21 protein-coding genes are annotated in these 20433 nt (G+C 44.5%); 3 read left to right on the forward strand and 18 right to left on the reverse strand.

The features are described from left to right. Positions 1-75: 75 nt before the first annotated feature. From V1500_RS22130 to V1500_RS22150, 5 genes are all read right to left on the reverse strand, one after another. Positions 76-1047, reverse strand: coding sequence for a uridine diphosphate-N-acetylglucosamine-binding protein YvcK (locus V1500_RS22130; RefSeq protein ID WP_409306087.1), 972 nt, complete (start codon positions 1045-1047; stop codon positions 76-78). Next, the gene (rapZ, locus tag V1500_RS22135) at positions 1037-1936 is read right to left on the reverse strand and encodes an RNase adapter RapZ (protein ID WP_409302659.1); all 900 of its coding nucleotides are present in this window, start codon (positions 1934-1936) and stop codon (positions 1037-1039) included. Before rapZ ends, V1500_RS22130 begins: the two co-directional genes overlap by 11 nt. A 367-nt stretch (positions 1937-2303) precedes the next feature. Continuing rightward, on the reverse strand, positions 2304-2762 hold the full coding sequence (locus V1500_RS22140; RefSeq protein WP_409302661.1) for an NUDIX hydrolase: 459 nt from the start codon (positions 2760-2762) through the stop codon (positions 2304-2306). Between the two features lie 376 nt (positions 2763-3138). Further along, positions 3139-4089: a thioredoxin-disulfide reductase gene (gene trxB / locus V1500_RS22145; RefSeq protein WP_409302663.1), complete on the reverse strand. Its 951-nt coding sequence runs from the start codon at positions 4087-4089 to the stop codon at positions 3139-3141. Between the two features lie 82 nt (positions 4090-4171). Beyond that, positions 4172-5680: a tetratricopeptide repeat protein gene (locus V1500_RS22150; RefSeq protein ID WP_409302665.1), complete on the reverse strand. Its 1509-nt coding sequence runs from the start codon at positions 5678-5680 to the stop codon at positions 4172-4174. 319 nt (positions 5681-5999) lie between these two features. On the opposite strand from V1500_RS22150, the gene V1500_RS22155 reads away from it, so the two are divergent. Further along, the gene (locus V1500_RS22155) at positions 6000-6665 is read left to right on the forward strand and encodes a phosphatase PAP2 family protein (RefSeq protein ID WP_409302667.1); all 666 of its coding nucleotides are present in this window, start codon (positions 6000-6002) and stop codon (positions 6663-6665) included. 246 nt (positions 6666-6911) lie between these two features. On the opposite strand, the gene hisIE is transcribed toward V1500_RS22155, so the two are convergent. From hisIE to V1500_RS22195, 8 genes are read right to left on the reverse strand one after another with little or no spacing between them, the layout of a single operon-like run. Further along, on the reverse strand, positions 6912-7556 hold the full coding sequence (hisIE, locus tag V1500_RS22160) for a bifunctional phosphoribosyl-AMP cyclohydrolase/phosphoribosyl-ATP diphosphatase HisIE (RefSeq protein ID WP_409302668.1): 645 nt from the start codon (positions 7554-7556) through the stop codon (positions 6912-6914). After that, a complete protein-coding gene (hisF, locus tag V1500_RS22165) occupies positions 7553-8311 on the reverse strand; it encodes an imidazole glycerol phosphate synthase subunit HisF (protein WP_409302670.1) in 759 nt (252 codons plus the stop codon). The genes hisIE and hisF overlap by 4 nt, the downstream gene beginning before the upstream one ends. Position 8312: 1 nt before the next feature. Then, the gene (gene hisA, locus V1500_RS22170; RefSeq protein WP_409302672.1) at positions 8313-9047 is read right to left on the reverse strand and encodes a 1-(5-phosphoribosyl)-5-[(5-phosphoribosylamino)methylideneamino]imidazole-4-carboxamide isomerase; all 735 of its coding nucleotides are present in this window, start codon (positions 9045-9047) and stop codon (positions 8313-8315) included. Then, the gene (hisH, locus tag V1500_RS22175; protein ID WP_409302674.1) at positions 9044-9679 is read right to left on the reverse strand and encodes an imidazole glycerol phosphate synthase subunit HisH; all 636 of its coding nucleotides are present in this window, start codon (positions 9677-9679) and stop codon (positions 9044-9046) included. The genes hisA and hisH overlap by 4 nt, the downstream gene beginning before the upstream one ends. Further along, positions 9680-10267 carry an imidazoleglycerol-phosphate dehydratase HisB gene (gene hisB, locus V1500_RS22180; RefSeq protein ID WP_409302676.1) on the reverse strand — a complete coding sequence of 196 codons (588 nt, stop codon included), beginning with the start codon at positions 10265-10267 and terminating at the stop codon, positions 9680-9682. A gap of 41 nt (positions 10268-10308) precedes the next feature. Further along, on the reverse strand, positions 10309-11580 hold the full coding sequence (gene hisD, locus V1500_RS22185; RefSeq protein WP_409302678.1) for a histidinol dehydrogenase: 1272 nt from the start codon (positions 11578-11580) through the stop codon (positions 10309-10311). A gap of 21 nt (positions 11581-11601) precedes the next feature. After that, positions 11602-12246, reverse strand: coding sequence for an ATP phosphoribosyltransferase (hisG, locus tag V1500_RS22190; protein WP_409302679.1), 645 nt, complete (start codon positions 12244-12246; stop codon positions 11602-11604). Further along, positions 12239-13423 carry an ATP phosphoribosyltransferase regulatory subunit gene (locus tag V1500_RS22195; protein ID WP_409302681.1) on the reverse strand — a complete coding sequence of 395 codons (1185 nt, stop codon included), beginning with the start codon at positions 13421-13423 and terminating at the stop codon, positions 12239-12241. The genes hisG and V1500_RS22195 overlap by 8 nt, the downstream gene beginning before the upstream one ends. A 534-nt stretch (positions 13424-13957) precedes the next feature. Between V1500_RS22195 and V1500_RS22200 the strand changes: the two genes are divergently transcribed. Further along, entirely contained in the window at positions 13958-14104 is a 147-nt protein-coding gene (locus V1500_RS22200; RefSeq protein WP_409302683.1) for a hypothetical protein, read from the forward strand. Between the two features lie 895 nt (positions 14105-14999). On the opposite strand, the gene V1500_RS22205 is transcribed toward V1500_RS22200, so the two are convergent. Genes V1500_RS22205 through hprK form a run of 5 tightly spaced genes read right to left on the reverse strand, consistent with a single transcriptional unit; the run spans position 15000 to position 18934 of the window. Further along, positions 15000-15533, reverse strand: coding sequence for an acyltransferase (locus V1500_RS22205; protein ID WP_409302685.1), 534 nt, complete (start codon positions 15531-15533; stop codon positions 15000-15002). Beyond that, positions 15520-16182, reverse strand: coding sequence for a pyrophosphatase PpaX (ppaX, locus tag V1500_RS22210; protein WP_409302687.1), 663 nt, complete (start codon positions 16180-16182; stop codon positions 15520-15522). Before ppaX ends, V1500_RS22205 begins: the two co-directional genes overlap by 14 nt. Further along, positions 16172-17113, reverse strand: a complete 942-nt coding sequence (locus V1500_RS22215; protein WP_409302688.1) for a nucleoside recognition domain-containing protein — start codon at positions 17111-17113, stop codon at positions 16172-16174. Before V1500_RS22215 ends, ppaX begins: the two co-directional genes overlap by 11 nt. Positions 17114-17136: 23 nt before the next feature. Further along, positions 17137-17949 carry a prolipoprotein diacylglyceryl transferase gene (gene lgt, locus V1500_RS22220; protein ID WP_409302689.1) on the reverse strand — a complete coding sequence of 271 codons (813 nt, stop codon included), beginning with the start codon at positions 17947-17949 and terminating at the stop codon, positions 17137-17139. Positions 17950-17998: 49 nt separating this feature from the next. Further along, positions 17999-18934, reverse strand: a complete 936-nt coding sequence (gene hprK, locus V1500_RS22225) for an HPr(Ser) kinase/phosphatase (RefSeq protein WP_409302691.1) — start codon at positions 18932-18934, stop codon at positions 17999-18001. Positions 18935-19241: 307 nt separating this feature from the next. Here hprK and nagA point away from each other — a divergent pair, with 307 nt between their 5' ends. Further along, on the forward strand, positions 19242-20423 hold the full coding sequence (nagA, locus tag V1500_RS22230; RefSeq protein WP_409302693.1) for an N-acetylglucosamine-6-phosphate deacetylase: 1182 nt from the start codon (positions 19242-19244) through the stop codon (positions 20421-20423). The last annotated feature ends 10 nt before the right edge of the window (positions 20424-20433 follow it).

A 20433-nucleotide genomic window follows, 5' to 3' on the forward strand; every position in this document is an offset into this window, starting at 1 on the left:
TTTCACCCCGATCACAGAACAGCCCCTCAGCTCCCTTGAAGCTGCTGGCTATTCTCTTTATCTACGCAGAAAAACCTATTTGGTTTCATGCAAAAGCATATTGTAAAGGATTTTTGCCACCTTTTTGGTGTCATGTCTAATGACATTTCCTTCAAATTTAAAAATTTGGCCTTCGATTATATTTAATCCTAATTCTTTCAGACTATCGACATCGAAATGAACAGGCTGAGCGTATTCCTCTTTATACCGGTTTGAGATTGCTTCAGGAATCCTCTGATTATTCACTAGTATACTTGTAATAAAAGAGCCATTCATATGGTCATTGATGGCTTTCACATGGTCACTCGCAGTATAATCCAAGGTTTCGCCAGCCTGTGTCATAAGATTGCATATATATACCTTTTTCGCCTTGGAGCGGGCGACCTCTTCGCCCAGCCCAGGAACAAGCAAATTAGGCAGAATACTTGTATATAAGCTTCCCGGGCCTATAACAATAAGGTCTGCCTGCCTGATTTCCTGAATGGTTTCACTTAGAGGTTTTATTTTATCCGGCGTCAGGAAAACCTGCTTGATCTTCTTTCCGGAATAAGGAATTTTCGATTCTCCGGAAACGATGGAGCCATCCTCCATTTCCGCATGAAGAATGACGCTCTGATTCGCAGAAGGAAGCACTTTCCCCCTGACATTAAGGACCTTGCTCATCTCCTGGATGGCGTGAACAAAATCTCCGGTGATGGACGTCATCGCTGCGATTATAAGATTCCCGAGTGAATGGCCCGAAAGTTCATTCGCGCTTCTAAAACGATGCTGGAACATTTGTTCAACTAGCGGCTCGACATCCGAAAGTGCAGCAAGGACATTCCGGACATCACCTGGCGGAGGAATATCCAGTTCATCTCTTAATCGCCCGGAGCTTCCTCCATCATCTGCCACTGTTACAATTGCCGTAATATCAATTGGATATTTCTTCAACCCACGGAGCAGGACAGGGAGCCCGGTTCCTCCCCCAATCACTACTACTTTTGGGCTCTGGCCCTTATTTGGCATCATGCTGTCCCTTCCTCTTCTCAATATCACGATGAGTCACGTGGGTGATGAAATCCTTTTTAAAGTAATTCGCCAGGTACTCAGCCAGCGCAACGGAACGGTGCTGCCCCCCTGTGCATCCGATAGCAATCACTACCTGAGCCTTTCCTTCCCGCTTGTACTGAGGCAACATGAAACTAAGCAAATCGGTTACCTTCTCAAGAAACTTATTGGTTTCGTTCCATTTCAGGACATAGCCTGAAACCTCTTCATCCAGTCCGGTTTTCGGGCGCATATGTTCGACATAGTGGGGATTCGGAAGAAAACGGACATCAAACACCAAATCGGCATCAATCGGCAGCCCATGCTTAAAACCAAAGGACATGACATTTACGGCGAACATCGGCGCCTTATTATTGGAGAATTCTGTAAGAATTTTTTCCCTCAATTCTCTTGGCTTGAAAGTAGAGGTATTATATATAGTTTGAGCCCTGCCTTTTAATTCTTCCAGCAGACTTCGCTCCAGCTTTATTCCCTCAAGCGGCAATCCAGATGGTGCCAGAGGGTGTGTACGCCTGGTTTCTTTATATCTGCGCACCAGCACAGAGTCATCTGCATCCAGAAATAAAATTCTTGGACTTACCCAGGATGTTTCGGCCAGATCGTCCAGCGCTTTAAATAAGTGATCAAAGAATTCTCGGCCCCTTAAGTCCATAACCAGTGCAACCTTATTCATCTTATTGCCCGATTCCTTCATTAATTCCAGGAATTTAGGCAGCAGCGTAGGAGGCAGGTTATCCACACAGAAAAATCCAAGGTCTTCAAAACTTTGGATTGCGACTGTCTTCCCTGCCCCGGACATTCCTGTTATGATGACAAGCTGAGTATCATTTACAGCTCCTGTGCTCATTTTATCTCCCCCTAGAAGCGCATATGCCATGCTTTAAAAATGCGGCAGAGCGCTGATATAGTACAGTAATCCGGATAAACATGAAAAACAGCAGAGCTCTGCACAAGATTCATGTTAACGAAACAGAGCAGCTTACCCAGTCCTTATCACCAGTACTTTTTTATATTGCTTCGCGTATATGTTTTTTGAATAGCAGGTAAGGCATTTTACCTGCACAGCTGTCGTAAAAAATAAAAGCCTTCTTCCAAAAAGAATACGTAAAAATCTATTACTTCAGAAAACATGATAAAAGCCCCCGATTCTGGCACGAACTAAGGACCTTAGGTGAGAGTTGCTGTGTTAAGTGTGCGAATCCCATACTAGAAAATCAACCCGGATCCAGCCTGTAGGAGATCATTTCAAAGTCGGGTGTGTAGGTAAAGGTGCCATAGATGATACCCGTTCCATGGACCATATAATCCAGGATATGATAATCGCCCTCGGCCATCGGCAGTTTCTTTATTTCATCCAACGGCTGCCAATACAGCTCTCCTTCTTCAGATACATCTACATTTACTCCGTCGAATTCAGTTGCATAAAAGGTAAACATCATCCATTCAGATAGGACTTTGTCTCCTTCTTTTATAATAAAAGTGAAAATTCCTTTTATGGAAGGATTTTTCAAATAAATACCCGTTTCTTCCCGGTATTCCCGTATACATGCATCCCGGACTGATTCTCCTGGTTCCATCTTCCCTCCGGGAGCTACCCACCATCCCCGCCTAGGCTTTTTCAATAATAATGCCTGATTGTCTCTGACTAAAACGCAATTAGTTACACGCTGCACTTCCTTCACCTCAATCGACTACTACAACTGTGAATCTATATTGAACCTGGCAAAACATTCGAAACTGCTTCACGCATGCAAAGCTCTATGTTATTGTTAAGAATTAAAATATGTTACAGGATGTATTCTTATTATTATACTATCTTTAATAATCCTCCACAATGAACAAGGATTGTCAATTTACAGGAAAATGCGCAAAAAAGAGGCGCAGAATCAAATCTGCGCCAGCCAGGGTTTATATTTATAAAAGGGGGTCAATTTCTATTCTAAATATACCCAATCATTGTTTCACCCATGTTACAGCATAATTAAAACCCAATTACGAAATGTTAAGATTGGGAATGCGCCATTTTATGCAGCCCTCACGCAGAAATCATTATGCTTTTAATTTCAGCCGTTCCTTCAACTCTTCCACATAATGCTGGGCTGCCTGGGCAGCGATGCTTCCATCTCCTGTTGCTGTTACGATTTGGCGCAATGTCTTTTCGCGAATATCTCCAGCAGCGAAAATCCCTGGCACCTTTGTCTCCATTTGCTCATTCGTCTCAATATATCCATTTTCATTAGTGATTCCAAGATTTTCAAACGGTTTGGTTAACGGCAGCATGCCAATATAAATGAATATGCCATCAGCAGGGAAATTGCTTTCCTCTCCATTTACCGTGTTTACAAGGGTTACACTGCTCACCTTGCCGTCTGTCCCGTTTATTTCTTTTACTGTATGATTCCAGATAAAGTCGACTTTTTCGTTTGCAAAGGCGCGGTCCTGAAGGATTTTCTGTGCCCTTAGCTCGTCACGGCGATGAACGATCGTTACCTTAGAAGCAAATCGTGTAAGGTATACACCTTCTTCAACCGCAGAATCTCCGCCTCCTACGACAACAAGTTCCTTTTGTTTGAAGAATGCACCATCACAAACTGCACAATAAGAGACGCCTCGTCCACCGAGCTCCTTTTCGCCAGGCACGCCAATCTTTTTATACTCAGCACCGGCACTTATGATAATGGCCCTTGCCTTATATTCCTTTGATCCGGCGATGACTGTTTTGTAGTCCTCACCGTCAATGATTTCCTTTACATCGCCATATCCATATTCTGCACCGAATCTTTTGGCATGCTCGAACATTTTGGTAGAAAGCTCTGGCCCAAGAATACTCTCAAACCCGGGATAGTTTTCAACTTCCTCTGTATTCGCCATTTGTCCGCCTGGCATTCCGCGTTCCAACATTAATGTAGACAAGTTTGCCCTTGATGTATATACTGCAGCTGTCATTCCAGCAGGCCCGGCACCAATGATAATGACATCATAGATTTTCTCTTCAGTCACAATGAATCACTCCTTCAATCGCTCCAGTAGCTAAAAAACACTTTAAACTATATCTAGTATTATCCTATATAACAAATAATTATCAGTCCAAGCATTTGCTCAGCTGCAGCAGATTGTTTACATTTTTTATATATTTCGATAGTGTAGAGACCGAAATGAAGTGCTTATCGGATACTTCGTGCTGGCTCTTTTTTTCATTGCGCATTTTATACCATACGTATTCTACAGCCGCGGCCCAGGCTGACGGATTGTTTAGCCTTATGCCTGTCTTGACAGCTTCTGAAAACACAGAAAACCACATTAGGTAGAGACCGGCATCCGTCATGCTTACAGGCTTGTAATATTGATATAAGTGCTCTGCCGTCCTGTCTGCAAATTCAATCGCTGCATGCTTTACATTTTTCTCCATGATCATGTCTGCATAGGCTTTTTCAATTGGGGTAAATAACAGATTGTCTTTATAAAGCTTTTCCTTGATTATTACATCCTTTTGCATGGAATGCTTAGTCAGGAAGATGGCAAGCAGTCTCTCTTCCGTGAATTGACTTTCCAGACGCTTTAAAATTGAAGAGGGATGATGCTCCAATCCATCGGCCTCAGCATGTCCCCAAGGCTCCCTCCCTTCTTTTTCGGGACTGAATTCAATGACTTTCTTCCACGCCTGTTCCGCAGTGCGTTTGTACCCCAGATGGAATGCTGAATTAGCAAGCCAATAATAAAATGATCCATCCCCTTGAAACCCCTGCTTTTGAAGCTGCTTTAGCCACTTGTATGCCAGTTCATGTCTGCCGGTCAACCCAAATGTGGCACCTAGTTTAAACCTGTGTTCCTGAAGCATCGGGCGTATTTTATCAAGGAGCTTTACCAAATCCTCAACCTGATCCTCATTATTAAGATAGTGATGAAATACGAGCCGGTTGCACAAAGCATGGAGATTCCCCAGGTTTTTCTCGAGAACCACGTCGAGGGTCGAAAATGCTTCCTCAGTTTTGCCAAGATAAAAATAGGCTAACGCCAAATTATTATATGCAGACCAGAAATCCGGGTGTTCTTCAATGGTTTCTTTCAATACTTCAATTGCCTTATGAAAATCTCCTGCTTCCAAGTATTCACGGGCTTTCTCCTGTTTAAAAATCAGTCCATCCTGCTGTTCAAGGCTTTCTTCTGTTTCATCTGCCTCAAACGTAATAAGATCCAGCAAATCCTCTGCATCCTCGCTGAACTCTCCATCTTCCTCTTTATCAAGATATTGATTGGCATGCCTGAAAGCCTCTTTGAACATTCCCAGATGGGCATAATTGTTAGCCAGGAAATAGTGACATTCCGTCATATATGGATCAAGGACATCGAGAATATTTTCCAATAATAGATTTGAATAATCATATTCTCCGATTTCCGTACAAGTAATAGCAAGCTGGCAGGCTATCATTGGTTCTGTAGGTTCCAATTCAAGTGCCCGCTCCAGATATTTCTTTGCTTTATATAAATCACGTCTGTGATATAATTTTAAACCCTTTGAGAAGTAATACTCTCCTGTTGGGTGAAAGGATAAGATCTTAGCCTGTTGGCCAAATTTCGCATCATTGCCCATGAAATCCTCCATGTTAAAGTTGATTAGCCTTAGTAGTATACCATAAGAAGAGCCTTTTGAGGAGAACTGCCTCTTTTGAACTATGGATTACCATTTAGAATATCAATAAAACAGGTATCTTTCTCCGAAACACTCCTTTGTTACATTCTTGTAACATAATTTTCAATAGAGTCTTTCTATCTTTCTTTTAAAAGGATATGATTAATCGAGGGAGAAAAAGGTTATGTAATAATAAGGAGTCATTAATCAATGCATTTCATCATATACCTTTTTGATAACAACTTTTGATTACAGCCGACAACATTCAAAAGGAGAAAATATGAATAGAAAAATTATCAAAAAATTACTAGAGTTAACGGGACTATTAATATTCCCCGTTCTGGGATTCATATACGGCTGGTTGAATATGAACCACCAAGATGCACAAATCATATCGACAAAACTGGATTCCTATATTCCCTTTTTGCCGATTTTCATCATTCCTTACATCGTTTGGTATGCTTATGTTTTCGGATATTTACTGTACTTTTGGTGGAAGGATTCAGCAGTATACTGGAAATCCCTGGCTGCCATTTTGGTTGGTGAGGCGATCTGTTTCTTTATTTATTATGTGTTCCAGACAACAGTTCCAAGACCGCAGCTAGAAGGGGACGGCATTCTGATAGATTTGGTATCCGTAATTTATATGAATGATCAGCCCGTTAACTGTTTTCCAAGCATTCACGTTCTCACTACAAGCGTAGTCATGTTTTTTTCTCTTCAAATCAAGGGCTACCATGCCATCCACAAGTATCTCACGCATATTGTAGGCATATTGATTATCCTTTCCACATTATTTGTAAAACAGCATGTGCTCTATGATGTAGCAGCTTCTCTTTTACTGTCTATAACCCTGTACGGTTGTTTCTTCCTTTTCAAAGCTCCTGCATGGCAGCTCGAAAGACGGCCAGAGAGAAAAAAGCGCGAAGAGTACCAGACTTTTTAACACTCTCAGGGAGCCTCCTTCCGAAAGAAGGGTGACTTATAACCTCAAGTCGTCTAAGACCGCCGCATGTGGAAGGTCAGAGCTAATATCGACACCAGTGGAAGGTCAGCTAAGAACGCCAGTCGTGCGGAAACGCTGACGACCACGGTCCAGTGAGCCTGGCGGCATCGGCACATGTAAGTCGAAGCTAGACATCAGTCTCATTTAAAAAGTTGTACGTCTCATCAAATAAAAAACGAGAAGGAATCAGTCCTTCTCGTTTTTTGTATGTCTTTCCTTTAGAACATCCAGTACCCTTTGGAAAGGAAGCTCCTGTTCCTGGAGAAGGACAAACAGGTGGTAAATCAAATCCGCCGACTCCATTGAAAGCTCTTGTTTATTCCGGTTTTTTGCTGCAATGATGACTTCAGCCGACTCTTCGCCCACTTTCTTCAGGATTTTATCGACGCCTTTATCAAAGAGGTAGGTGGTGTAAGATCCTTCAGGCATGGCTTGTTTTCTTTCACCTATCAGCTTTTCCAATTCCAAAAGCAAGGAGGCATTTCCGGTACTTTCTCCATGACTCTCTGAATTCCTATATAAACTGTCGGCAAAACAGCTTACCGTACCATTATGGCAGGCAGGCCCATTCGGCTTTACCAATACCACCAATGCATCCTGGTCACAATCATATTTGATTTCAACCAGTTTTTGGGTGTTTCCGCTCGTAGCCCCTTTGTGCCACAATTCATTTCGCGAGCGGCTAAAAAACCATGTCTCTCCTGTTTCAACAGACAGTTTCAGAGATTCTTTATTCATGTATGCCAGGGTAAGAACCTCTTTTGTATTAACATCCTGTACGATTGCAGGAACTAACCCTCTCTCATCGAATGCAATATTTTCTATAGTCACCGTACCACCACTCCTTTTTGTTTGAGAAACGTCTTTACTTCCCTGACGGATGTTTCCTTATAGTGAAAAATGGAAGCAGCCAGGGCAGCATCTGCTTTTCCCTCCTCGAAGGCCTGCTGGAAGTGTTTTGCATTGCCTGCGCCACCTGAGGCAATGACCGGTACGGTTACAGCTTCACTTACAGCTTTAGTCAGTGCAATATTGAATCCAGTTTTCTCACCGTCTGCATCCATACTTGTCAATAAGATTTCACCGGCTCCACGCTCTACTGCTTCCTTCGCCCAGGCAACGGCATCACGTTCGGCCGGCTTTCTGCCGCCGTGAGTGTATACTCTCCAGGTCTTCCGCTCATGATCATATTTCGCATCAATAGCCACAACGATACACTGTGATCCAAAGTAGCTTGCACCTTCATTTATTAATTCGGGACGCAGCAGTGCCGCTGTATTTAATGAAACCTTGTCTGCTCCAGCGCGCAGGATCCGTTTCATATCCTCCAGTGAATTAATTCCGCCACCTACCGTGAATGGGATGGCAAGGCTCCCGGCGACAGCTCTTACAACGTCCACCATGGTTTCCCTGCCCTCATGGGAAGCCGATATATCCAGGAAAACCAGCTCGTCCGCACCTTCCCGATCATAAAACGCCGCAAGCTCGACCGGATCCCCTGCATCACGCAGAGAGACGAATTGAATTCCCTTAACGACCCGCCCGTCCTTTACATCCAAACATGGGATAATCCGCTTTGTCAGCATCTCAACTACGCACCCTCTTTAAAGCTTCTTCGACTGTAAACCGGTTTGTGTAGATCGCCTTGCCTGCAATCGCTCCTACAACACCTCGGCTTGCTTCCTTTTTCAGAGCCTCAATATCATCTAAGGAACTGACTCCTCCGGAAGCGATCACTCCTCTGCCAGTCTGTTCGGCCATCCTGACCACACCTTCAATATTCGGTCCTGAAAGCATGCCGTCTGTGGAGATATCCGTTACGATAAACAAATCAGCACCGGCGTCAGCCAAAGCTTTCCCCAGTTCGTAAGCATCTGTTTCAGAAGTCTTAAGCCATCCGTGTGTTGCCACCTTTCCATCTTTTGCATCAATTCCAATGGCAATCTGGCTCCCGTATTTCCTGATCATGTCTTTCGTGAATTGCGGATTGGATACAGCCGAACTTCCCAGTATGACCCTCTGGATACCGTTTTCCAGATAGTATACGATATCCTCTTCCGAACGGATTCCACCACCGATTTGGATCTTTGCCGAAAGTTCTTTGGCGGCTTTCACCACAAAGTGATGGTTGACTCTTTCGCCAAGCTTTGCTCCATCCAGATCCACCATATGAATCCAGGAGGCTCCCTGCCGTGTAAAGCCTTCAGCCATGTCAAAAGGAGAGTCTCCATAAATCGTTTCCTGATTATAGTCTCCCTGTATCAGCCGAACGCATTTGCCTCCCCGCATATCTATTGCCGGATATATGTCAAAAATGCTCATTTTACTGATTTCCCCTCTGTTAGGTCTGTAAAGTTTTTCAAAAGCGCCATACCCAGGCCACTGCTTTTTTCCGGGTGAAATTGCATTCCAAATACCGAACCTCTTCCGACCACGGCAGGAACGTCCCCATAATAATCGGCAGATGCAGTAACGACATCTTGGCTGTCAGTATTGACATAGTAGGAGTGGACAAAATACACATAATCCTCCTTCAGCCCTTTCAACAGCGGCGACTCATTCTTGAACTGAAGTTTATTCCATCCCATATGAGGAACCTTATAGCTCACACCTGCTTCGGTTTCACCCGCAAAACGGACGACCTTCCCGGGAAGCAGGGACAGCCCTTTGGCAGGGCCATTCTCCTCACTTTCCTCGAACAATAGCTGCATGCCCAGACATATGCCCAGCAGCGGCTTCCCCGCTGCTGCCCACTCTTTCAGGAACCCTGCGAGCTCCAGCCTGTCAAGCAAAGTCATTGCATCCTTAAACGAACCAACCCCGGGCAGAAGCAGCCCAGCAGCCTTTTCCAGTTCTTCCGGTTTGTCCGAAATAACGGAAGGGACCTCAAGCCGTTCAAGAGCCTTACTGACGCTAAAAAGGTTTCCCATCCCATAATCGACGATGCCAATCATTTACAACATTCCTTTCGTAGAAGGCACACCCTTTACTCTCGGGTCTATCGTAGTAGCCTCATCAAGAGCCCTTGCCAGTGCTTTAAATACTGCCTCGATCATATGGTGGGTATTTTGGCCATAATGGACGATCACATGCAGATTCATCCTTGCTTCTAAGGCAAGCTTCCATAGGAACTCATGCACTAATTCGGTATCAAACGTTCCGACTTTCTGTGACGGGAATGCGGCCCGAAATTCCAGATGCGGTCTGTTGCTTAAGTCCACAACGACCTGTGCAAGGGCTTCATCCATAGGTACAAATGAATTCCCATATCGCTTGATTCCCTTTTTATCTCCCAATGCAGCTACAAGCGCCTGACCAAGGCAAATGCCGATGTCTTCTGTCGTATGGTGGTCATCTACCTCAATGTCACCCCTTGCATCTACGGTAAGGTCAAAATGCCCATGCTTTGTAAACAAATCAAGCATGTGGGTCATGAACGGCACCCCTGTTTCGATCTTTGATTTACCTTCTCCATCTATGTTTAATTGCAATTTTATTTGCGTTTCATTTGTGTTCCGTTCAATATTCGCTGAGCGGCTCATGTTTTTTCACTCCCGTTCGCCCGGTAACCCGGTGAAAATAATTATGATTGATTCTTTCTCGATTCAATAGCTCTCGCGTGGGCTTCCAGGCCTTCCATCCGTGCAAAAGCTGCAATTTTTTCGGCATTATCAGTAAAGGCTTGCTCACTGTACATAATAATGCTGGATTTTTTCTGGAAATCATCCACATTTAATGGACTGGAGAATCGGGCTGTCCCATTTGTCGGCAGGACGTGATTTGGGCCTGCGTAATAGTCACCGACAGGTTCTGAACTATATCGGCCAAGAAAGATTGCCCCGGCATGGCGTATCTTAGCCATATCTTCAATAGGATTGGCTGTCAGTATTTCCAGATGCTCAGGCGCCAGTTCATTGATCGCAGCAATTGCCTCACCCATCGATTTACAGACAATGATCCGTCCAAATTCCTCAATGGATTTGCCCGCTATCTCTTTACGCGGCAGAACAGAAAGCTGCTTGTCCACTTCTGTTTTAACTCCTGCCGCCAGCTTTTCTGATGTAGTCACAAGTACAGCACAGGCTCTTGCATCATGCTCGGCCTGTGACAGCAAGTCAGCTGCCGCTTCAGCAGGGTTTGCTGTTTCATCGGCAAGAATTGCGATTTCACTTGGACCTGCAATCATATCAATTGCGACATCCCCAAATACCTCGCGTTTCGCCAAAGCAACATAGATGTTGCCCGGACCCGTAATCTTGTCGACACGTTTAATTGTTTCTGTACCGTATGCCAACGCAGCGATAGCCTGGGCACCGCCCACCTTGTATATCTCGGTTACGCCGGCAATCCTGGCTGCTGCAAGTACTGCCCCGGAAAGCTTTCCGTCCTTTCCTGGAGGAGACACCATGACAATTCGTTCTACCCCGGCAACCCTGGCAGGAAGAACATTCATCAGGACGGATGACGGATAGGCTGCAGTGCCTCCTGGAACATAGACACCTACCGCATCAAGCGGGGTTATTTTCTGTCCCAGCATGGTGCCTGTTTCATCCGTTGTCATCCATGAGTTGCGTTTCTGTTTCTCATGGAAAGACCAGATGTTTTTAGCAGCTTCCTCTATAATTTTATAGCTTTGCGGGTCAATCGTCCTAACTCCCTCTTCCAGCTCCTCGGCAGTTACTTTGAGGCTGTCCAGCTCGGCCCCATCGAAACGTTCCGTGTATGTAAATAATGCGCGATCTCCGTTTGATACAACATCGGAAATAATGTTCCGGACAGTATCCCGTTGTTCCCGGGTTCCTGAATCTACCGACCTCTTTAGCGAAAGGCCCTCAGTATAGTATTCAATTTTCATATGCCACCTCATTACTGGAAACTATCCTTCTAAAGTTTGATTGTTAATGACAACCGCCAATCGTTCCACGATTTCAGTGATCCGCTTTTCTTTTATCCGGTAGCTTACAGGATTGGCAATCAGTCTGGAAGTAACATCGGCAATCCTCGCATACTCGATTAGTCCGTTTTCCTTCAAGGTTTGTCCTGTTGAGACGATATCCACTATTCGTTCAGCCAGGCCAATCATTGGTGCGAGTTCAATGGAGCCATTCAGTTTAATGATTTCCACCTGTTCACCCTGCTCGCGGAAATAGCTGGACGCAATATTTGGGTACTTGCTCGCAACCTTTGGAGCTACATCACTGATTTTTTTCCCTGGAAGGCCTGCCACTGCCAAATGGCATGCACTTATTTTCAGATCCAGCAGCTCATATACATCCCGCTCTTCTTCGAGCATGACGTCTTTTCCTGCAATCCCGATATCCGCCACGCCGTGTTCCACATATGTAACAACGTCCATTGGCTTTGCAAGAATAAAGCGCAAATCTTCCTCTTCGATTTCAAGCACCAATTTACGTGAATCATCAAATTCAGGGGGAAGTTGAAAATCTGCCTTCCTCAATAAATCTGCCGCTTCTTCAAATATTCTGCCTTTTGGCATGGCAATGGTTAAGAATCTACTCATCCCTTTTGCCACCTCCCTTGCCAATAACATAGTGGACATCCGTAAATGTACGAATGAACGCATCCACATTCTGGACCGCATTGATATCCTGCATGGCGACCCTTACTCCCTGTGTCCGCCTGGTTCTTGCCAGTTCAAGCGCTTCTTTGCGCCGCTCCGGACTGAATAGGACGCACTCGATTGCCTGCGCTTGTACCGGCTCCCCCAAGGCTTCAGCAACCCGGTCCAAACGGATGGCAAATCCCGTGGCCGGCGCCTTAAAGTCAAACTTTTCAAGCAAATGGTCATAGCGCCCGCCATTCCCCACCGTGTAGCCAGCCCCGCTTGCATATACCTCAAAAAGGGTGCCTGTGTAGTAGCTCATATGGCTGACAAGTGTCAGGTCAAACGATATATAATCCTCTATGCCGTAATCACATAATTGAACATACAGCTCTTCAAGCTCCCGCAGCTGCGCTTTGCCGCTTCCGTTCTCCAGAAGTCCGAGTGCCTGGCGGATTGTATCCCTGCCGCCTCTTAATGTAATGAACTGCAGCAGTCTTTGTTTGTCTATCGAAGATAAAGAAAGTGATTTCACATGCTCCCTATAGCCGACATAGTTCTTCTCATATAAAAACTTCCGCAAAACAGAAGCACGATGCTCATTGCCTAGAATGCTGATGAAAAATTCCTGAAGAAATCCAATATGTCCAATCGTAACCTTAAAGTCATCCAATCCAGCTTTCTTCAACACCGATACAAGAAGTGATATTACTTCTGCATCTGCACTGATCGAATCATAGCCAATACACTCAATCCCGGTCTGTTCGAATTCTGCCGGCCGTCCTCCCTCTCTTTGCTGGGCCCGGTAAACATTCTCCGAGTAAGCAAGTCTCAGGGGAATCTGTTCCTTTAAAAGCTTTGAAGCTGCCACTCTCGCAATCGGAGCCGTCATATCAGGACGAAGTACGAGCGTATGGCCCTGCTGGTCTAGCAGCTTGAACAACTGCTGGTCGAGTATGGCGGAGGCCTCACCGACCGTTTCATAATATTCCAAAGCAGGGGTCTCAATAAATTGATAGCCCCAGCTTGTAATCTCCTCACTCATACCCTTTCTGATGGCTGCCTTCGTTTCATATAAAAGCGGGAGAGTATCCCGCATTCCCAGCGGTTTTTCAAACATAAACGGTTTTGCCAATCTAATCACGCCCTTGTATGTAACCATTATCGTAATGCTTTAGTTCGCTAATATGCTAATAAATTGAAGTATACTTGTAGTTTACTCTTCCTTTTCGACACAGTCAAGAAATAAACAGACAATTGTAATTTTTATACTATAATTCATAAAATCCTGCCGATCGTGTTCTTTAGTAAAAACAAGCTCGATGTTTGATTTATAAATAACTACCATGCAGCTGAACAATTGTAGTTATGACATTCAATGCTGCATACCGCATTGAAATAAAATGATGGCAAACCCTTTGATAGTAAAGTCGGGAGTTTTTACCATTTCCATTTTCCCCAATTACCGCCGATTAAATCTATCACTTTGTCTTGGCGCGGTCGCTAAAAAGACTACATGGATCTTCATCCAAAAGAGGGAAAGCACAAGGTCCTGGTCTCCTGCATAATCTGTGAGATAGTTGTGCGGCTGCCTAATTTTCTTTCTTGTTTAAGAATATGACAAACATGGGTAATGAAAACCTTACTATTGATTTAATCGGAGGGTAACATGATTAATGATAAACAGGAGAGCTTCAATAGATTTATTAAGCAGATTTACGAAACAGCTATTGAAAGAGAAGACATGTCCATGGATGAAATTATGACCCGCATAAAAATGGAGCTAACGAATATAGTCAATCCAAAACAAAGCTAACAGGCGGAATGCAATCCCTAAACGAAAATGGAGTAGCCAAGCGTGTTAGCACATCCGCTGCCTGCCGTTAAAATAGCATAGACAGAATATTATAAGTATAGGCCATTTTCACACGGCTTTTTTGTCAATGGCAGGGGTGCACTTTGATGAGTGCACCTTTTTATATTTGTTAAATGACTGGCTAATAGTATGCAATTGTTTTCATATCGCCGGGTTTATCCGGCGTTAGTCATTCTTGTTACTTATTAGTGCTTTTTGTATGTTGCCGGATGGCAAGATTGGAATCGTCTATGTCCAGGGAAAAAAGTTCTAGCATAAATTTTGAATTTCGAGCATAAATCACGAATTTCGAGAATAAAACTGCTTACACCGCCCATAAATACAGGATTTCGAGCAAAAAGCCCGAGTGTCGGTCATAATTGGAGTTCTGCCTAGCAAATTATTATCCTTCTTTTTACATTTTATCCATTTTCAAAAATTCTAAGTGATTTGATAGAAAAATGCGCTATGTTTTTCTTGTTGTTACTCCTTCTTCTCCAATAAATGCCAAAGTGCCAGCTAATGAATTTCCCAGCCGGGATGCCTGGAAAATAACACCGCATATCTTCATTTTGTTTCTCCGGAAAAATCGCCTGCCTTCTGATCGGTTATTATCTATGCTAAGCACACTCGGTATCTGGCGCCAGTTTTTAAAGAAACCCTGGGAGTTGACTAACACGCATGCATCGTCCGAAGCCCACGGCATGTTGTTACGAAACCCTATACCGTGCCGCTTCCAAAAAAAAGACCCGGTATAAGGATTGATGGATCCTTATACCGGGTCTTTTATTAATGCTCTATCTTGATTCAAGCTTTACCAGGAGCTAAACCTTAAGGAATGTATACAAGGAAGCCTTCATCGATCGTCACTATCAATTGCTACTTGCAGGGACCTCTTTAACATTTCTTCTTTTGTGTATATAACCTGCATCGGGTTCCCTCCAACAAAGGAACCGGCTGGGACATCTTTATGGACGAGGGTCCCCGCTGATACAATTGCTCCGTCCCCGATGATTACACCTGGAAGTATCGTAGAATTTGCACCGATCATCACTTCATCCCCAATTACCACGTCGCCCAGCCTATACTCTTTTATCAAATATTCATGTGCCAGTATAGTAGTGTTGTAGCCTATTACCGTATTCCTTCCAACCGATATGCGTTCGGGGAACATAACATCCAGCATGACCATCAAAGCGAATGAAGTCTGTTCGCCAACATCCATGCGCAGAAAAACCCGATACAGCCAATTTTTAATGCCCAGAAAAGGAGTGTATCTGGCAATCTGGATCACTGCGAAATTCTTGACTACCTTCCAAAAAGGGACTGTCTTGTACACATGCCATAGCGAATTGGGGCCTTCAACCGGGAATCTCTCAGTACGCCTCATGCTTTTTCACACCAAGGATTGTAAGCAAATCCCCCATATCATCAAGCATATAATCCGGATTAAATTCTTGGAGATATTCGCGGCCTTTAATGGTCCAGGCCACACCTGCCGTCTTTGTCCCTGCGTTTTTGCCCGCGAGGACATCATGATAGTTGTCACCGACCATTATCGATTCCTCAGGGTTAGAGCCTAACTGCTGCAGGGCTTTTAAAATTGGCTCTGGATCGGGCTTTGCCTTTTCCACCTCGTCCAGTGATACAATTACTTCAAAAAACTGATCCAGCTTAGTGAGGCTCAATCCCTTCAATACAACGTCCCTTTTTTTCGTAGTAACAATGCCAAGCTTATATCCAGCATCGTACAAGTATTGAATCGTCTCAAAGACGCCTTCATACTCCGTTACCATGTCATCATGATTTTTGATGTTATGCTCCCTATAACGGGTAATCATTTCGTCTACGCGCTCTGCATCAATGGAATAAAAAGTATCATGCAGGGTAGGCCCGATGAAAGGTAAAATATCATTTCTCGTATACTGGTCAGGATAATAATGATTCAGCGTCTCAGTAAAAGACGCGATAATTAAATCATTTGTATTGATAAGTGTTCCATCAAGGTCAAAAAGTAGGGTCGTTATCTCACTGTTCATATGCTGCTTCCTTCCTCCGTGTCTGGTATGAACGATTCCAAATAAATCCCACTGCCATAGTCAGCAGGAGCGCCACACTTACCCTTATGATCAAGAGCGGCAGTACCGGAATGCCTAACGGTACAAAAATAAGAGTATCCTCAACAACCGCGTGACAGGCAACCAGGAATATAAAAGCCAGTGTAATATCTTTTTTGCTCACATTATCTTCCTTCACAGCCTGTATCATCACGCCTGCGCCATATGCGAGTCCTATAGTAAGACCGGCAACAAGCGTCATGCTTGCGTTTGGTTTCATGCCAAGAAGCTTGGTAAACGGCGCTAACCACTTTGAGAATTGGTCGAGCCAATGAAGGTCCTTCATAATCTGAATGACCACCATCAGAGGAATGACTATAATAGAAAGCTGGAGAATACCGGCGGCCGCCTTAGTAAGAGCGTGCAGCATAACTTGTGCAGCCCCGCTCACTTCAGCAGCCGGACTTATGAATCCATACTGCGCCATCTCTTGTCCTCCATGCCATACAAGATTGATTATGACAGCTGACGACACGGCAAGCCCAATCCTTACGGTCAAAATAACCCACAATTTAACTCCCGTCTTTAACGCGACTCCTGACTCAATTAGCATATTGTGGCTAAAAGACAGCATAACTGCCAGAATAAATACTTCTTTTACAGAAAGATCCAGAGTGAGAATCCCTGCTATCCCAGCGTAAAGGTTTAAGAAATTCCCCAGAACGAGGGGGATTGCAGCCTCTCCTGGCAAGCCAAGAAGTTTCATGAATGGTGAGATTAGTTTTGTTAGCATGCCAAGTAAAGGTGTGTACTGTAGTATCGTAACGATCAGTGTGACTGGAAAAATAACCTTCCCCAGTGTCCAAGTCGTTCTTAGTCCGGAAAAAAATCCTGTTTTTACTGAATTAATCAAATCGCCCTTCCCCCTGCAACATGCTATTCCTCTAAGTATCTTTTATCGGAATAACCGCGTATTCTTCTAAATACTATGATGGCAAGTGACACTACAATAAGCACAATGGATATGACCTGGGCGATACGAAGATACTCCGTAAGCATAAGGCTATCGGTCCGTAAACCTTCAATGAAGAAACGCCCGATGGAATACCAGATCACATAGGTCAGAAACAATTCGCCACGGCGTAAATTTACTCTTCTCAGCAGCAACAGGATGACCACGCCTGCGAAATTCCACAAGGATTCATATAGAAAAGTAGGATGATAATAAGTGCCATCTATATACATTTGGTTAATGATGAAATCCGGTAAATGCAGATTTTCAAGAAACCCTCTGCTTACTTCGCCGCCATGAGCCTCCTGGTTCATGAAATTGCCCCAGCGCCCGATTGCCTGCCCTAACAGGATTCCAGGTGCGGCTATATCCGCGAGCTTCCAGAATGACAAATTCTTTACCCTTGAAAAAACATAGGCCGTAGCGACCGATCCGATCAGTGCGCCATGAATGGCAATGCCGCCTTCCCAAACTTGCAAGATTTCCGATGGATGCTTAGAATAATAGTCCCATTGGAAAATCACGTAATATATTCGGGCACAAAGGATTGCTATAGGAACTGCAAATAAAATCAAGTCGATAAACGTGTCTTTCGCAAGCCCTCTCCGGTCTGCTTCCCTAACCACCAGCCAGAGTGCCAAAAGTACACCGGTACCGATAATCAAGCCATACCAGCGCACTTCAAGCGGACCCAGGTGTATAGCAACTGGATCCAGCGCTCTAATTCCTTCTTCCATAAAATCTTCCCCTCTTTCCAGGATCTATTTAACTCTGCATGGCAGCCGGTTAGAGCTCCTCATGCTCTCCCTGCGAAATCGCATTATTGAGCCGGTTCGAAAATTGTTCGGCTGCATTTACACCCATTCGCTTCAGACGGAAATTCATCGCAGCGACTTCAATGATAACAGCGAGGTTCCGCCCGGGGCGTACCGGTACCGTCAGCTTGGTAATGTCTGTATCGATGATTTTCATTGTCTCCTCATCCAGCCCTACCCGATCATACTGTTTGTTCTTTTCCCAAAGCTCCAGATTGATGATGAGCGAGATTTTTTTATTGCTTCTGACTGCACCTGCCCCGAACAATGTCATTACATTGATAATTCCCAGTCCGCGTATCTCCAGAAGATGTTCGATCAGCTCTGGAGCATTTCCCACAAGCGTATCCTGGTCCTCCTGACGAATTTCAACGCAGTCATCCGCAACCAGCCGGTGCCCTCTTTTCACCAGTTCCAGTGCAGTCTCACTTTTTCCGACTCCGCTCTTGCCGGTAATTAAAACACCAACCCCATATATATCAATCAAGACTCCATGAACCGCGGTTGTCGGAGCAAGCTTTGATTCAAGAAAGTTTGTAAGGTGGCTTACCAGCCTGGTCGTTTTCATATTAGACCTCATAACAGGCACGGACTCGCGCTCGGAAGCAGCAATCAATTCAGCTGGTACCTCCTGGCCTCTCGTGACAATAATGCCCGGGGTAATATCCCGGCACAGCCCTTCCATCCTCACCTTTTGTTCAGCCTCGCTGAGCTTATCAAAAAATGTCAGCTCCGACATTCCGATGAGCTGAAGCCGCTCAGCAGGATAATAATCAAAAAATCCAGCCAGCTCCAGACCCGGACGCGACAGGTCGCTTGTTGTAATAGGACGGTTAATTCCCTCTTCCCCACTGATTAGCTCCAAATTAAATGTATCGATTACGTCTTTAATACGGACCTTTGCCATAAAGTCATACCACCCTTTCAGAGGTTTTGATATGTAAAGCCTGCCTGTACCTTTTCTGTGTAAAACAGCCCTGACAGCACATAACATATTACGAAACACACTTTGTGATTACCTTTATAAACTGCAAAACGCACTCAAACAGAAGCGTCGCAGAAATACTCCTTTATTTTAACATTTTTTGTGTAAGAACCAAATGCGAATTATTTTTTATGGTTAGGTGCTTGCATGGACAACCCTTGTTTTAGTTAATAAACTATGTATATGAGATTCATCTTTTCAGTCAAAATGAAAAAGGAAGGTACAAGCTATGAAAACTGACAGTTTGCTGCTTTATAACGCTCAAGTATATCTCGAGGAACAGGTAATCGATGATGGGTTTGTTTACATACAAGATGGAGCTATTGTTTCGGCGGGCCCCATTGCGCTGATGCCGAAGGATGACGCTATCAAAAAAACCGAATTGGAGCAAGGTTCAAAAATTATACCAGGCTTTATCGATGTCCATATTCATGGTGCAGCAGGAGCGGATACCATGGACGGAACGAAGGATGCGCTGGAGACGATAGCCACCCAGCTTCCTGCCGAAGGCACTACCAGTTTCCTCGCTACAACCATCACTCAGGGAAAAGACCGAATCAATCAGGCTTTGAAAAATGTGGCGAAATACCTCCAAACTGATAATCTCCCCGGTAAAGCCGAAATACTGGGTGTGCATTTGGAGGGTCCCTTTATCAATCCCTCTAAAAAGGGAGCACAGCCAGAAAACCATATCATCAACCCCGATCTCAAGCTTTTTGACGAATGGCAAAAAGAGTCGGGCGATTCTATCAGACTTGTTACAAGCGCCCCCGAACAGCAAAATGGAATTTCCTTCATCAAGCATCTTACAGAAAAAGGCATCATTTCTTCAATTGGCCACAGCGATGCTACCTTCGAGCAGGTAAAAGACGCGGTTGCAGCAGGTTCAACCCATGTCACCCACCTATTTAATGGCATGCGCGGATTGCATCACCGGGAGCCGGGACTTGCCGGCGCAGCCATCTTAATGGAGAAACTGAAGGCTGAAATCATCGCTGACGGTGTCCATGTCTCTCCAGAAATGGTGAAGCTGGCAGTCAAGGCCAAAGGCACAGACGGAGTGATACTGATTACAGATTCCATGCGGGCGAAGTGCCTCAAGAATGGACATTATGATTTAGGAGGGCAGGATGTCACGGTAGCTGACGGGAAGGCACTGCTTTCGGACGGAACCCTGGCCGGAAGTATTCTAAAAATGATCGATTCGGTATCCAATATTATAGAATTCACAGGATTGGAGCTTGAAGATGCCATTATGATGGCTTCTGTTAATCCCGCAAAACAGTTGGGTATCTATAATCGTAAAGGCAGCATTTCTCCTGGGAAAGATGCTGATATCGCGATTCTGAATCAACAAAATAACGTTGTCCTGACGTATTGCAGAGGAAAAGAAGCATATCGTGCCAAGTGAAAGAATTGGA

The sequence above is a fragment of the Peribacillus sedimenti genome, assembly GCF_046237635.1.
GTDB lineage: Bacteria > Bacillota > Bacilli > Bacillales > DSM-1321 > Peribacillus > Peribacillus sedimenti.

Excerpts from the sequence above, each read along its gene's own strand:
- V1500_RS22130 (WP_409306087.1), bottom strand. The coding sequence starts at position 1,047 with ATGCCAAATAAGGGCCAGAGCCCAAAAGTAGTAGTGATTGGGGGAGGA.
- rapZ (WP_409302659.1), bottom strand. The coding sequence starts at position 1,936 with ATGAGCACAGGAGCTGTAAATGATACTCAGCTTGTCATCATAACAGGA.
- V1500_RS22150 (WP_409302665.1), bottom strand. The coding sequence starts at position 5,680 with ATGGGCAATGATGCGAAATTTGGCCAACAGGCTAAGATCTTATCCTTT.
- V1500_RS22155 (WP_409302667.1), top strand. The coding sequence starts at position 6,000 with ATGAATAGAAAAATTATCAAAAAATTACTAGAGTTAACGGGACTATTA.
- hisF (WP_409302670.1), bottom strand. The coding sequence starts at position 8,311 with ATGCTGACAAAGCGGATTATCCCATGTTTGGATGTAAAGGACGGGCGG.
- hisA (WP_409302672.1), bottom strand. The coding sequence starts at position 9,047 with ATGAGCATTTTTGACATATATCCGGCAATAGATATGCGGGGAGGCAAA.
- hisH (WP_409302674.1), bottom strand. The coding sequence starts at position 9,679 with ATGATTGGCATCGTCGATTATGGGATGGGAAACCTTTTTAGCGTCAGT.
- hisB (WP_409302676.1), bottom strand. The coding sequence starts at position 10,267 with ATGAGCCGCTCAGCGAATATTGAACGGAACACAAATGAAACGCAAATA.
- hisD (WP_409302678.1), bottom strand. The coding sequence starts at position 11,580 with ATGAAAATTGAATACTATACTGAGGGCCTTTCGCTAAAGAGGTCGGTA.
- hisG (WP_409302679.1), bottom strand. The coding sequence starts at position 12,246 with ATGAGTAGATTCTTAACCATTGCCATGCCAAAAGGCAGAATATTTGAA.
- V1500_RS22200 (WP_409302683.1), top strand. The coding sequence starts at position 13,958 with ATGATTAATGATAAACAGGAGAGCTTCAATAGATTTATTAAGCAGATT.
- V1500_RS22205 (WP_409302685.1), bottom strand. The coding sequence starts at position 15,533 with ATGAGGCGTACTGAGAGATTCCCGGTTGAAGGCCCCAATTCGCTATGG.
- ppaX (WP_409302687.1), bottom strand. The coding sequence starts at position 16,182 with ATGAACAGTGAGATAACGACCCTACTTTTTGACCTTGATGGAACACTT.
- lgt (WP_409302689.1), bottom strand. The coding sequence starts at position 17,949 with ATGGAAGAAGGAATTAGAGCGCTGGATCCAGTTGCTATACACCTGGGT.
- hprK (WP_409302691.1), bottom strand. The coding sequence starts at position 18,934 with ATGGCAAAGGTCCGTATTAAAGACGTAATCGATACATTTAATTTGGAG.
- nagA (WP_409302693.1), top strand. The coding sequence starts at position 19,242 with ATGAAAACTGACAGTTTGCTGCTTTATAACGCTCAAGTATATCTCGAG.